14 protein-coding genes are annotated in these 12,819 nt (G+C 41.4%); 7 read left to right on the top strand and 7 right to left on the bottom strand.

Annotated elements, in window-relative coordinates; genetic code table 11:
* Positions 1-73: 73 nt before the first annotated feature.
* Complete coding sequence (asnB, locus tag BK139_RS17295; protein ID WP_076261236.1) at positions 74-1,921, bottom strand: asparagine synthase (glutamine-hydrolyzing); 1,848 nt, start codon at positions 1,919-1,921, stop codon at positions 74-76.
* 157 nt (positions 1,922-2,078) lie between these two features.
* On the opposite strand from asnB, the gene BK139_RS17290 reads away from it, so the two are divergent.
* Positions 2,079-2,642, top strand: coding sequence for a DUF2777 domain-containing protein (locus BK139_RS17290; RefSeq protein ID WP_048008486.1), 564 nt, complete (start codon positions 2,079-2,081; stop codon positions 2,640-2,642).
* A 49-nt stretch (positions 2,643-2,691) separates the two neighbouring features.
* Here BK139_RS17290 and BK139_RS17285 read toward each other — a convergent pair whose 3' ends face one another.
* The 5 genes from BK139_RS17285 to BK139_RS17265 form a co-directional block, all read right to left on the bottom strand.
* Complete coding sequence (locus BK139_RS17285) at positions 2,692-5,613, bottom strand: EAL domain-containing protein (RefSeq protein ID WP_076261234.1); 2,922 nt, start codon at positions 5,611-5,613, stop codon at positions 2,692-2,694.
* Between the two features lie 190 nt (positions 5,614-5,803).
* Positions 5,804-6,160, bottom strand: a complete 357-nt coding sequence (locus BK139_RS17280) for a YisL family protein (protein ID WP_076261232.1) — start codon at positions 6,158-6,160, stop codon at positions 5,804-5,806.
* 197 nt (positions 6,161-6,357) lie between these two features.
* On the bottom strand, positions 6,358-7,266 hold the full coding sequence (locus BK139_RS17275) for a fumarylacetoacetate hydrolase family protein (RefSeq protein WP_076261230.1): 909 nt from the start codon (positions 7,264-7,266) through the stop codon (positions 6,358-6,360).
* Positions 7,267-7,332: 66 nt separating this feature from the next.
* Positions 7,333-8,520 carry a DUF418 domain-containing protein gene (locus tag BK139_RS17270; protein WP_076261228.1) on the bottom strand — a complete coding sequence of 396 codons (1,188 nt, stop codon included), beginning with the start codon at positions 8,518-8,520 and terminating at the stop codon, positions 7,333-7,335.
* 143 nt (positions 8,521-8,663) lie between these two features.
* Positions 8,664-10,256 (bottom strand): long-chain-fatty-acid--CoA ligase, encoded by a 1,593-nt coding sequence (locus BK139_RS17265; RefSeq protein WP_076261225.1) that lies wholly within the window; start codon positions 10,254-10,256, stop codon positions 8,664-8,666.
* Between the two features lie 199 nt (positions 10,257-10,455).
* Between BK139_RS17265 and BK139_RS17260 the strand changes: the two genes are divergently transcribed.
* The 6 genes from BK139_RS17260 to BK139_RS17235 are packed head-to-tail and all read left to right on the top strand — an operon-like array spanning position 10,456 to position 12,377.
* Positions 10,456-10,677 carry a spore germination protein gene (locus tag BK139_RS17260; RefSeq protein WP_076261223.1) on the top strand — a complete coding sequence of 74 codons (222 nt, stop codon included), beginning with the start codon at positions 10,456-10,458 and terminating at the stop codon, positions 10,675-10,677.
* Positions 10,678-10,690: 13 nt separating this feature from the next.
* Entirely contained in the window at positions 10,691-10,930 is a 240-nt protein-coding gene (locus tag BK139_RS17255; protein ID WP_076261285.1) for a spore germination protein GerPB, read from the top strand.
* A gap of 30 nt (positions 10,931-10,960) precedes the next feature.
* Entirely contained in the window at positions 10,961-11,566 is a 606-nt protein-coding gene (gene gerPC, locus BK139_RS17250; RefSeq protein ID WP_076261221.1) for a spore germination protein GerPC, read from the top strand.
* Positions 11,563-11,739 carry a germination protein GerPD gene (locus BK139_RS17245; protein WP_009331284.1) on the top strand — a complete coding sequence of 59 codons (177 nt, stop codon included), beginning with the start codon at positions 11,563-11,565 and terminating at the stop codon, positions 11,737-11,739. Before gerPC ends, BK139_RS17245 begins: the two co-directional genes overlap by 4 nt.
* 7 nt (positions 11,740-11,746) lie before the next feature.
* Positions 11,747-12,133, top strand: a complete 387-nt coding sequence (locus tag BK139_RS17240; protein WP_076261219.1) for a spore germination protein GerPE — start codon at positions 11,747-11,749, stop codon at positions 12,131-12,133.
* Between the two features lie 25 nt (positions 12,134-12,158).
* Complete coding sequence (locus tag BK139_RS17235; protein WP_035327074.1) at positions 12,159-12,377, top strand: spore germination protein; 219 nt, start codon at positions 12,159-12,161, stop codon at positions 12,375-12,377.
* Positions 12,378-12,411: 34 nt separating this feature from the next.
* On the opposite strand, the gene BK139_RS17230 is transcribed toward BK139_RS17235, so the two are convergent.
* Positions 12,412-12,723, bottom strand: a complete 312-nt coding sequence (locus BK139_RS17230) for a hypothetical protein (protein WP_076261217.1) — start codon at positions 12,721-12,723, stop codon at positions 12,412-12,414.
* Positions 12,724-12,819: the final 96 nt, after the last annotated feature.

Here is a 12,819-nt window from a genome sequence, read left to right as displayed (position 1 = left end):
GCAATAAATTCTGCAGCCTGCTGCAAACTTACTCAATAGCAAAAGCGGCAGTTCAAGGCTGCCGCTTCTTTTTTCATTCTGCAATATTTATATTATAATCCTTAAACCACACATGTATCTGTGCAAGGTGTGCTAACAGCTGGGGACCAGTCATGAGCTGCCCAAACCATGGTTCCCGGAATGAGTCACCTCCCGACTCAATAATATCCCTCAGCTGGCTGCTGTCAAAGAATTCATACAGTGCGGATGAGCGGTCCTCCAGGTATCCATTAAGCATCTTCTGGACTGCAGCCGTATATGCTGGATTATGCGTTTTAGGATAAGGACTTTTCTTTCTGTATAACACTTCATTCGGCAGTATGCCTTCAAGTGCTTTGCGGAGGATTCCTTTTTCGCGGTTTCCATGCATTTTGATCTCCCACGGAATATTCCATACATACTCCACAAGCCGATGATCGGCAAAAGGCACCCGTACTTCAAGGCTGGCCCCCATACTCATTCTGTCTTTACGGTCCAATAAGGTCGTCATAAAGTAAATCATATTAATATAGAAAAGCTCTCTCCTGCTCGCATTCTCCCTGCTCTCCCCGTCTAAAGCAGGAGTTTCGGAGATTGCTTGAAGATATTTTTCCATAGCGTAATCTCGAAGGTTCAGTTTCTTCCTCCAATTTTCTCTCAACAGGTCCTGCCTGGCTTCGAGTGACCTCATCCATGGAAATCCCTTCCTCTTCAAGTCTTCCTCTCTATGGAACCATGGATACCCGCCAAATATTTCATCTGCACATTCCCCTGACAGACTGACAACAAAGTCCTTTTTTATTTCCCTGCAAAACCATAGCAGGGAGGAATCAACATCAGCCATACCCGGAAGATCCCTTACATGCACAGATTCGATTAATTCCTCTGCCAGCTGCTTCTGGGTGATTATACTGCTGTTATGTTTCGTATTAAAGGTCTGGGACATCTTCTGTATAAATGCTCCATCAGAATTAGGCTGAAACTCATTAGCCTTGAAAAACTCGTCATTTCCCTCATAATCTATCGAATAAGTGGTGAGTTGGCCCTTACCGTCTTTTTCGTAAGCTTTTGCAGCGATAGCTGTAATCGCACTGGAATCCACTCCGCCGGAAAGGAACGTGCATAACGGAACATCCGAGACCAGCTGCCTTGTCACAGCATCCGTAAATAGGTCTCTGACTCGCTCAGCCGTTTGCTCAACATTATCCTCATGTGGGGCACTTTTCACATTCCAATAACGCCATGCCTTCAGTCCATTTCTCGAAAAGATAAGCGCATGAGCAGGCCTTAATTCATCAATGCCTCTGAAAACACCCGATCCCGGAGATCGTGATGGCCCCAGTCCAAAGACTTCAGCCAAACCTTCCCTGTCTACTTCTGCTTTAACTTCAGGGTGGGCTAAAATAGCTTTTAATTCAGATCCAAATAATATGCCCTGTTTCATTTCTTTATAAAATAATGGTTTTACCCCTAAACGATCCCTGCCAATAAATAATTGTTCTTTCTTCTCATCCCAAACTGCAAATGCATAGATGCCATTCAAATATTGAAGGCAACTTTCTCCCCATTCTATATAAGAAGTCAGCAAAACCTCAGTGTCAGAATGGCCCTCAAACGAATATCCTTTTATAAGGAGTTCTTTACGGAGATCTTCCGTATTATAAAGCTCTCCATTATAGCAAATCGTATAGCGGTTTTGATGTTTTTCCCTAGTCATTGGCTGTTTTCCGCCTGCCGGGTCTACAACGATTAACCTTTTATGGCCCAATCCAGCATGCACATCTGTCCAAATGTTTGTTTCATCTGGACCCCGCTTTGCCAGCGTATCCGCCATTTTGCCAATTGCAGCCGTTTCTTTTCTCAAATCCCTTTGGAAATCAATCCAGCCGGTAATTCCACACACATTACATCATCCTTTCAAAGCGGAATCGCATGGGCACATTTTTCATGATGCTATTGTATGCTGGGCCTAGAAAAAAGTTAATTGTCCACATTCATGCGGTTATAAAAATCGCCAAAACTGTCTAAAAAGAAGTTGAGGAAGTTAATGGAGGTTTTATATGAATAGACAGCAGCGAACAAAGCTTATCGAATATCAATCCCGTGCTTTTACAGAAGGCACTGTAGAGTATATCAACGATCAATGGGTATTTTTTGACCATGAAACAGATGAAGCATCCATATTGGACGAATTCCTCCATCAGGAAATGGAAGTGTTCCGCTTTAAACGCTGGAAAAAGGGCATTTTATTCGAGGATGGCAAGGTGGCTTTTGATGATGAAACGTTTCACTTGAAGAACCAGGATTCAATTCGCATTCGAAAGCATCTGGTTTTCTCCCTTGAAAGATTATTGGAAGAAATGAATGATGACGCCTTCTACCAGTTCGTAACCACTCTAAATTCCATGCAATTTTCGGTCTATGACTGCATTTACTGCTATAACCAGCTCGCATTTTTTAATGATAAAGACAGGAAAAGCGGTGTTAATTTCATCGTTTTTGATAACCAGGATCATATATGCAATGTGCAGCATCATTTTTGCTATTATGAAAAAATGAGTGACCGGTTTGAATTCACCTTAAACAGCGGAAAAAGAATGGTAATTGAAAAGATTTCATCATAAAGAAACAGCAGCCTGCCTTTAATGGCAGTGCTGCTGTTTCTTTATGGCGCTAGCTGTGCGTTTGAACGTATTTTGATAGACCTTCCTCAAAATCTCTGGTCATAAGCGGCTTATGTATATAGAAGCCCTGTGCATAATGGCATTTCAATTCCTTTAAAAGCTCAATCTGCTCCAGTGTTTCCACCCCTTCAGCCACCACCTTAACGGAAAGTCCATGTCCCATGGTGATGATGGCTTTTACAATAGCAACATCAGAAGTATTTAATCGAAGGTTATTGATAAACGACCGGTCAATTTTTAATGTATTGATTGGAAGATCCTTTAAATAACTTAATGAAGAATATCCGGTTCCAAAATCATCAATGGAAACCTTGACGCCGATTTCCTGCAGAGACTGCATAACTTGTATACTGTACTCAACATTTCTCAGCATCGTGCTTTCCGTCAGCTCCAAAGTTAAATATTGGGGCTCCATACCGGAGAGCTCCAATGCCATTTTAACTTCCTGGAGAAATCCCGGCTGCTGGAATTGATAGGCAGACACATTCACAGAAATGGAGAGAGATTCATAACCGAGCATTTGCCAGCGCCTATTTTGCTGACAAGCCGACCTCAATACCCAGCCGCCAATATCCCCAATGAGTCCAGTTTCTTCTGCAAGAGGAATAAATTCACCGGGTGAAACCAGGCCAAGTTTTGGATGATTCCAGCGGATCAGAGCTTCGCTTCCGTATAAATTGCCTGTTTCAAGGTCGATTAATGGCTGATAGCATAAATAAAATTCATTTTTCTGCAAAGCTTTTCTTAAGTAGCTTTCAAGCTCAAGTCGGACCTTTGCCTGTTCATTCATTTCCATTGAGAAAAAAGTGACCCTGTTTCCTCCCTGCAGCTTGGAGCGGTTCGTGGCAATATCTGCATTTTTCAGCAGTATGTGCTCGTCCGGTCCATCGTCAGGATATAGACTTACACCAATACTCGCAGTAACAATAAACTCCTGATCCGACTGAAATAAAGGATGAGATATTTCATCTAATATCTTTTGGGATGCTTTCATAACTTTTTCAATGGTTGCTTCCCTCGATAATACCAGAGTAAACTTATCCCCGCTGAACCTTCCCAAATAAGAACCGGAAGGCAAGACTCTCTCAATTCTTTCGGAAATTTCCTTTAATACCATATCCCCGGCAAAGTGCCCGAGACTGTCATTTATGATTTTAAAGCGGTCAATATCAATAGAAAGAACGGCAATTTTTTTTTGTTTCTTCCTGGCTCTCTTTAATTGCATTTCCAATTGTTCTGTAAACTTCATTCTGTTTGGCAGCCCTGTATCCCTGTCAAAAAAAGCCAGTTCTGTTATCTTCTCTTCAATTTTTTTCTGTTCTGTAATATTTCTGCCGATTCCATAAATGCCTACACATTCCCCGTTAACCGTAATCGGAATATTTTTCAGCTGAAAGAGATTCTTCTCGCCGGTTTTTGAATCAATATAAACATTATAATATTGCTCCTTTCCTCTTAATGCCCGATAAAAGTGCATCCGGACCCTTTGTACATCTATATCGCTCACATAGGAAAGAGCTGTTTTTCCGATTATTTCTTCCCGGCTGTACCCGAAGGTTTTCTCAAATGCCGGGTTAACACTTGTGAAATTCCCCTTCAGATCAGTTGAATAAACAAAGTCTGCATTATTATCAAATAGAGATTTATAATATTGTTCTGACATTTTAAGACTGCTGTTTAATGCTTTAATATCATCCTGTGAAGCATGCATTAAATGAGTTAATGAAGTAATCGTATTAAATTGGGCGGTTTTTTCATAAACAAATTCATTATGCTGTTCCTTCTTTGATTCAGCACTATTTTCTGATAGAGCAAGGTATGTAAGAGAATGGCCGACCATCTGTGGAAGTCCGCCTTTACGGCAGGAAATTTCTCCATAAGAGAAGAAGCCGTTAGATGGAGCTATTTTCTGGAACATTGCCAGTTCTTTTTCCGTAAAGTCTCTTGCAAATTGCTTCCTGGCCATGCAATTGTATATAAATATGCTTTCAGGAGAAACCTGGTCAAGCTGTTTTAATTCCTTTAAAGACCGGTCAATAATGTTCTCCAGATTTGCATAAGCAAACGTAAGTGTATCTCCTGCCTCAACCCTTCTGTTTACTTTAATTGCACCATTTTCAAGTAATTTTATAATAAAAACAGATACTTTTTCTCCGTGGTACTGTAAAAGGAACGGGAATTCAGTACCTGATTTCGGCAGTTCCTTAATAAAAGCCTCTCCCAAATAGCGTTTTAGAATAGTTAAAGGCCTCTTATCGTCCAGGGAGTAGATGATAGATCCTTCGGCCTTTGTGACAGTAAAGCTCTTTCCAATCTCCTGCCACTGATAATTTTCAAAATGACGCACTGACAGATGGCCGCTTTGAAGGGCAACTGCCGCAAGACCATCGCTGGTGATTCCCTCTTGAGTAAAAGAAAAACCCTCCTGGAATAAACCATTATCACCGGCAAGGCCGCCGGAAATCACCATATCGGGCTGGGTTTCATTTATTCCCTCCAGGAGGTCAGTGGAATCGACATCAAATCCTGCAGGAAAGATAATTACAGCTTCTGTATTGAAGAGAGCAAGTTCCCGTGCCAGGGTTTTGCCCATTTCATAACTGTCCTTAAAATCGCTCCTGTTAAACAGGAAAGATTTTAATTCCGTTTTTTCGAAAACAGTAAAGCAAATGATTGTTTGTTTTTCAGTAATGCGCCCTTCATGAATTTCACCGGAAGTTGAACAGCCTGCTATATGTGCAAGTGGAAGCTTATTTTTCAGTTCCTTTTGAATTTCTGCGATAAATAGGCTTTCAGGAGTCCCTGTAAAGACCTGCACAAGCAAATTCGGGTATTCCGTCAATTCATTCAAGTCTATAAAACTATTAAGCTCGCTAATATTCTTATATAAACATGTAATCGTCTGTGCCATAAAAACCCACCATCATAGTAAGATCATTAGACCCGCTGAAAGGATTGCTCCTTATAAAGCTGAGGCTGCGGATTCTAATTTTTTATCATATAGTTAGCTATAGTTTTAAATTACCATATTTAGTGAAGTCATGACATGACAAAATTAGAAAAAGCTGCCTTTTCGGCAGCCTTTCTATAAATATCCATATTTACGTCATAAATGTTAATGGCAATTTAACAAAGCCTAAATATAAAACCAGGATTAATGCAACAATAAACTGGCCCCATAAAATAGAGGTTTTTTTCCCTTTGACAGTGCGGATGATAATCATTTCAAACATAGCAATTACCCAAACGCCTACTAATGACTTCAACACATAAAGAAGGTCGATGCTGTTAAGGCTGCTTAAAATCCAAACTCCTGTTCCAATGATCAGAAGATAAAATAATCTCAAGATCATGTGAACCACTTTTAAACCTTTTTGTTTGCCGCTTTTATGCATTATAAGGGCAATAATAAATAGAACAAGTGCTAATAACCATGTTGTTATATGGGCATGTATCATTCCAGTGCCTCCTAATGTAAATTCGATATCATCATACCATATTGGCTTTGAAATTCCTAAAGTTAAGATGCAGAAAAAGATTATCTAAAGGCAAATTTGTGAACTATTTATGACAAAGTGTGATATATATCATTGACACTCTGAAATTATAAAATAAATTCTTAGAAGCCTGTGTTTTTACACAGGCTTCTTTCTTTTTATTTCTCTATAAAATTCGTCAGAGTTCCTATATTTTCTACTGTAATTTCCACTTTATCTCCCGGCTTAAGAAAGCGCGGAGGCTTAAAGCCCTTGCCTACCCCTGCGGGAGTACCAGTAGCAATAATATCTCCAGGCTCAAGTGTCATGCCCTTTGACAGAACCGAGATGATTTCATCGATTGGAAAGATAAAGTTTTCAGTATTTGAACTTTGTCTGATCTCTCCGTTTACCTTTGTCTGAATGTCAAGCTGATTCGGGTTTTCAACAGCCGAGGAATGGACAATCCATGGACCCATCGGGCACGTGTCATCCAGGCTTTTACCGATAAAAAATTGCTTATGGCGGGACTGCAGATCCCTTGCTGTCACATCATTAATGATCGTATAGCCAAAAATGTGTTCCAATGCTTTTTCCTTTGGAATCGCCCGTCCTTTTTTTCCGATTACAACGGCAAGCTCTCCCTCATAATCAAGCTCTGCAGTGACATTCTTGTGATTCAATACTGTTGCATCAGGTCCTATGACCGTTGTTGGCGATTTCGTAAAGACCATTATGTGCTCTGGAATATCTTCTTTGCTCCCCATCTCAATGGCATGCTCTGCATAATTCTTGCCTATACAAAAGATATTCTTATCCGGACGGGGAATCGGCGCTTCCAATGCAACGGAAGCGAGAGGGTGAAAGAGTTCTTCCCTTGCAGGATTGCTGCTTAGCCAATCTGTTAAACTATGTACTTTATCAATGAACTTATCCCCTAAAGCAATACAATCCTTCAAAGTCGCCGGCAACTCACTTTTGCCTTCCATTTTTTCTAAAGCTGCTTTTATCGGAAGCACCTTTGTTCCGGTCTCGTCCAGTAAACCAGCGCCGCTTCCTGTGCTATCCTTAAAAGTTACAAATTTCATTCTTATCACCTCATTCTATTTTTCACTTTTTTAGTATAATATAAATTTTCAGTTTTTTGGACAATTTTAACCTTTTCTCTTCCAATTAGGGATCTTCAAATAAGTAAAGCTCCTCCAGAGCCATTCGACCGGTCCATAATAATAGCGGGCAATCCATAAGCGGCTGATAAGGACCTGGAAAGCGAAGATGACCATAACTAAAAGTGTCCCCCCAGATGCAGAGACCTTTCCATAGAAGCCTAAACCATAACTGTAAAAAATAAAAGTCGAGATAATCGACTGGAAAAGATAATTTGAGAGCGACATTTTCCCCACATATGAGAGCGGCAGCAGGAATCCTGGTCCATGACTATTGTTTATCATCACCGCTATCCCTAAGCCATAAGCAATTGCCAGCAGTGGACCTCCGAATATGTCCTGCATGTAATCCAGTCCCAGGTTGCTTTCCGTTATATAAGGCAGCAATTTGAACAATAGCCCTGCAGCCAAAGAAATTAGCATAATTTTCATGAGGAATGCCCGGTTTTTTACTGGCTCCTCAAGCCATCGCAGCTTGGCTGCTCCTCCCCCTATTAAAAACAAAGGAAAAATAGATGCCAGCATGATAGGCAGTGAAGCAAGATTATTAACACCTGACCAATCCTGGATACGCTGTGAGGTAATCTCGGAAAAGCTTCCATTTTGATAGGCCTGTAAAGAAGCTAATGCGGCTTCTTTGTCATAGATTGACAGATCTTCAGACGGAACAAACAGAACTGTTGAAAATAACAATAGAACAAATAACAGATTGGGAATGATATAAAGCAATATTCCGGTTAATAGCATATTTTTTCCGGACATTTTTACAAACATTAAAAAGATAAAGCCAAAGATTGCATAGTTTATTAAAATATCCCCATGCCAAATAAGAAAAGCGTGAATGATGCCTATCAGCAGCAAAAGGGAAAATCTCCTTGCAGCCATTCCTCCAAAACCAAGGCCTTTGGCCATTGCCCTCTCCCTTAGAATGACTAGCCCATAACCGAACAGCATTGAAAACAAAGGATAGAAGCTTGCCTGCACAAAGATATCGATAAACGCATAAGCCCCTTTATCTGCCGGACTATCCCACCATTCAAAAGGATCAATGTACAGATATGGTGAATGGAAGGAAAGCATATTAACTAAAAAAATCCCGAGAATGGCAAATCCTCTCATAATATCCAGCGAAATGATCCGATCCTTCTCCGGAACCGGGCTGACCTGCCTGTCCATAAAGCGCCTCCTTCTATGTAAAGAAAATCTAACCTTAATGATAGAGAGCCGGATTCTGCTTGTCCAGAAAAGAAGTGCTCCAGCGCTTGTTACTCGGCGCTGGAGCTGGAAGGCAAATAACATTGAAACATTCCCGCTTTCATTTAATTAACAAAACGGCCTGATTTCCCTTTTGACTCCCAGTAGCTGTTCCGAAGGTGGATTTTTTGAATTTTCCCTGAAGCCGTTTTCGGCAGCTCATCGACAAAAGTCACTCCTGTTACAGCTTTGAAGTGGGCCAGCTTCTCCCTGGTAAAACTGATAATCTCCTGCTCAGTCAGTGTATTCCCTTGTCGCACGACTATAAAGGCATGAGGCGTTTCCCCCCACTTTTCGTGAGGCACTGCTATGACAGCTGCTTCTGAAATGGCAGGGTGCTCGTATAAAACCCCTTCTACTTCGATGGATGAGATGTTTTCCCCGCCGCTGATAATAATATCTTTTTTTCGGTCAACGATTTCTATATTGCCATATTCATCTACATTTCCCATATCACCTGTGTGAAGCCAGCCGTCCCGAATCGCTTCCATTGTTGCCTCTTCATTTTTCCAATAGCCTTTCATGACCCCGTTGCTGCGGACAACTACCTCACCGATTTCTTTGCCATTATGGGCAACTTCTTCACCGTGTTCATTGATTACCCGGACTTCACAGCCAATCATCTGATGCCCTGCCTTCGCTTTCATCCGGTACTGCTGGTTAAGCGGAAGTTCCTGAAGGTGAGAACGAATCGTCGATACTGTGCTTAGCGGAGATGATTCGGTCATGCCATATACCTGTATGAACTCCCATCCAAGCTCCTTTTCCACTCTTGTTACAAAAGCCGGCGGAGGCGCCGATCCAGCTATAACCACCCTGACATCCTGCTCAACAGAAGGAGCAAATTGTTCATAATGCTGCATCAGTGAATTCAGTACAGTGGGAGCCATATGCATGACTGATACTTTATGCTCCTTGAGGGCGTCAAATATCTTTTCCGGCGTGGCTTTTCTCATGCACACCTGAGCAGCGCCATTTGCCGTGTAATAAAAAGGCGAACCCCATCCATTCACATGGAACATTGGCAGGACATGCAGCAATACATCCTGATCGCTGATCCTCAAATGATGCATAGTTGACAATGCATGCAGGTAATTATTGCGGTGGGTCAGCATGACACCTTTAGGATTGCCCGTTGTACCGCTTGTATATAAAAGGCTGCATACGTCATTCTCGTCAAGGACTTCCCTTTGATATGGGCTTTTGTCCTGGCTGCTGAGCCATGAATCATAATCGGTTTCTTCTGTATCTTCCTCTTTATAGTGCACGAAGATTTTTTCCACAGTTTTCAGCTGATCTTTTACAGGAAGTATAAGATGGTAAAGGTCCTGATCTACAAACAGGATTTTGGATTCGCTGTGATTCAATATAAACAAATAGTCTTCCGGCTTCAGCCTGATATTTAGTGGAACCATTATTCCGCCCAGCTGAAAAACTCCATAAAACCCCTCCAGCATTTCAACTGAATTGGGTGCCAGGTAAGCAATACGGTCCCCTTTTTGAATACCTGAAGCTTTTAAACCATGAGAGAGCTGATTAACCCTTGTGTTCAATTCCTCATATGTAAAAGTTCGATCATCTGCAAAAATGGCTTTCTTAGAACCGTAAAGGGATACAGCACGGTCTAAAAACTGCGTAAGTAATAATGGAACATTCATTTACAGCACCTCACAGAAAATTTTGTTAATTTTATATTATCACAAAAATTAAAACAGTTTCATACTATTTTTGTCTGTTATATAACATTTTATCGCCTCCTTAAATTAACGTACAACTGAGATATTATTGGGCTGATTAATCACATTCAGCAATTAGGCACATACGATATACAAGAAATCAATTTAAAGGGTGTTATGTATGCCAGCTATTGTGGGAGTCGCACAGGTCATATCGATCGGGAGCAGTTCTGTCTTCAATATCGGGGATGTATATAAAATCATGCCAGTTTCTAACGCCAAGACCTTTTCAGGTGCCGGATCATTTAACACTGGAGATGGCCTGAATGTTTACAATCACCGGAGCTCAACAAACACTTATGATTGTGATGGCGTGGATCAGGGCAATTATTTCAATGCTTAAAACGGGTGATACTATGAATTTTTATATACAGCAATCCATTCATATTCATTTCATAAAGATCGGCGGGATTACAAACTCTTCCGTCTTGCAAATTGGAAGTGCAGGCATTATAAAGCCGGCGTCTTATTTGTATAACACTGGCGGCTTTACCGAGCCTGCGCCTGAAGCAGAAGGTCCGGCGCCTGCTGGGCCAGCAGGGGGGAGTGTTTTTCTGTCACCTTCTGTACCTCTGACTGGTGCGCAGAAACGATAAAATCATTTTTTTATAAGCGAGGTGGTGCGCTTGAATCAGCAATTAAATACCTATCTTCAGCAATTGCATGCTTTTGTAGAAGCACAGGAAAAACGAATACAGAGACTTGAAGCTGCGGTTAAAAAACTTCAGGAAGAGACTGAAGTTCTGAAAAGCCGTCCGCCAATGCAGGTAGATCGGATTGAGTATAAATTTGACCAGCTTAAGGTAGAGTCTCTTGAAGGCACTTTAAATATTGGCTTAAACCCTTCTGAGCTGCAAAACATTGAAGATTTTGCCGTAGATAACAAAAACATTAAAGCACCTGTTTCGCCTAAAAACCAGATGAAGAGAACGATGGAAATCGAAGACGCCATTTATCAGTATTTAGAACGGGAACTTCCGGAAATTACAGCCTCTGCTCAGAAGAAATTAAATATCAATGTGGATGACTCGTATATTGCGTTTATCAAAGAAGATATCAAAAAGCAGCTGCCTAACCGGATTGACTTCTATATCCAGCAGCAGGCATCGGAACGCTCCGGGCAGGAAAATAACGAAGAGATTATCGAGCTGATAAAGAAGGAGATTCACAATGGGGTCTATGCCTTTATCTCGCATTTGCCGGAGAATATGAAGGGAATGAATAAAGAATGAATTATCAGGTATATAACAGAGATCTGTGCGTTGGCAGCATAAGAGTACTGGGTGTATCCAGTTCATCTGTTCTGATGGTTGGGGATACGCAAACGATCCAGCTGGCAGCCACTTTTGATACACCCCCTGAGTCACTTCTGATAGGGCCATTTGTGCCTCTTACACCGGAGTAAGCTGCCTATGCTGCAAAGAACATCATCTGTTGATAAGATCAATATTGACACCATTGCCTTTTCTTCTGTATTTGAAATTGGGGACTCATGCTTTATTAAAGGATTCTCAAGAGCAATTGCAGACCAGCGTGAAGCTGAGTATTTTAACGCGAAGGAAGGGAATTTTTCAGTCTATCCTGTATTCAGGGAACCCATTCCTTTAATCCCTATTGAAGAAAACATAACGATGCAGACAACACAGCTCAATCCGATCATTCGGGTTCAGAACATTGATATTATCGGGGTTTCCTCCTCATCTGTCATCCATATCGGGAACAGTGGAAACATCTCAATGGAAGCCCGGGTCAAGCATATCCGTCAGATTTATCCAAAAAACAGCAGAACGCAAGGATGAAAATTTTTCATAAAGGATGTTTTACATGCCAGCTATAATCGGACCGGTACAAATCATTAATGTCAGCGGGGGAATTGTTCAATTCGGAGACTCCCTTTATATCTCTCCTAAAAACAATTCCAAATCAACAACCGGACAGGGTGCCGCTAACACAGGCGGTTTTGTCATTACGAACAATGGCCTTAGCGCCAGTAACGTACTGGATACAAGTCTGGTTGATCAGCCTAATGTCGGCAATAACTAATTGAATGAGCGTATTATGGACGATAGCACCTTCGTTATCGTCCTTTTAATTTCCGTTCATTCGACTTCCTTGCTTTTGTCAGCTTAGATGATGGCTGTTTCCTGATCCATTTCAAATATTTCCGGATTTTATCATCCTGCTGCAATAACTCGATTGAATTCAGCCGTACAGCCAGCTCTGCATTCGTATATAAAGCATGAATCTGCTTATGGCAGGGTATGCATAATTTAGCGGTCGGCAGGAAGGTGCCCTCCATTTCTTTCGGCGTTAAATGGTGGACTGTTATATCAGTATCCTCCCTCAGGCATAACTCGCAGGTTCCGGTTTCTGTGCGCTTTTTTCCCATGCTAAGCCTCCTTTATCTTTACATTACCCTTTATATTGGGACGGTAGTAATTTGCGGGGATATTTCGGCTTCGCGAGCCTTTTCAGCTGATGTTCG

The organism is Paenibacillus sp. FSL R5-0490 (genome assembly GCF_001956215.1).
GTDB lineage: Bacteria > Bacillota > Bacilli > Bacillales > Cytobacillaceae > Cytobacillus.
Note: the sequence above shows the minus strand (reverse complement) of the source record. Positions and strands in the feature narration are given on the sequence as shown.

Excerpts from the sequence above, each read along its gene's own strand:
- BK139_RS17290 (WP_048008486.1), top strand. The coding sequence starts at position 2,079 with ATGAATAGACAGCAGCGAACAAAGCTTATCGAATATCAATCCCGTGCT.
- BK139_RS17270 (WP_076261228.1), bottom strand. The coding sequence starts at position 8,520 with ATGGACAGGCAGGTCAGCCCGGTTCCGGAGAAGGATCGGATCATTTCG.
- BK139_RS17275 (WP_076261230.1), bottom strand. The coding sequence starts at position 7,266 with ATGAAATTTGTAACTTTTAAGGATAGCACAGGAAGCGGCGCTGGTTTA.
- BK139_RS17260 (WP_076261223.1), top strand. The coding sequence starts at position 10,456 with ATGCCAGCTATTGTGGGAGTCGCACAGGTCATATCGATCGGGAGCAGT.
- BK139_RS17240 (WP_076261219.1), top strand. The coding sequence starts at position 11,747 with ATGCTGCAAAGAACATCATCTGTTGATAAGATCAATATTGACACCATT.
- BK139_RS17235 (WP_035327074.1), top strand. The coding sequence starts at position 12,159 with ATGCCAGCTATAATCGGACCGGTACAAATCATTAATGTCAGCGGGGGA.
- BK139_RS17265 (WP_076261225.1), bottom strand. The coding sequence starts at position 10,256 with ATGAATGTTCCATTATTACTTACGCAGTTTTTAGACCGTGCTGTATCC.
- BK139_RS17230 (WP_076261217.1), bottom strand. The coding sequence starts at position 12,723 with ATGGGAAAAAAGCGCACAGAAACCGGAACCTGCGAGTTATGCCTGAGG.
- BK139_RS17285 (WP_076261234.1), bottom strand. The coding sequence starts at position 5,613 with ATGGCACAGACGATTACATGTTTATATAAGAATATTAGCGAGCTTAAT.
- BK139_RS17280 (WP_076261232.1), bottom strand. The coding sequence starts at position 6,160 with ATGATACATGCCCATATAACAACATGGTTATTAGCACTTGTTCTATTT.
- BK139_RS17245 (WP_009331284.1), top strand. The coding sequence starts at position 11,563 with ATGAATTATCAGGTATATAACAGAGATCTGTGCGTTGGCAGCATAAGA.
- BK139_RS17255 (WP_076261285.1), top strand. The coding sequence starts at position 10,691 with ATGAATTTTTATATACAGCAATCCATTCATATTCATTTCATAAAGATC.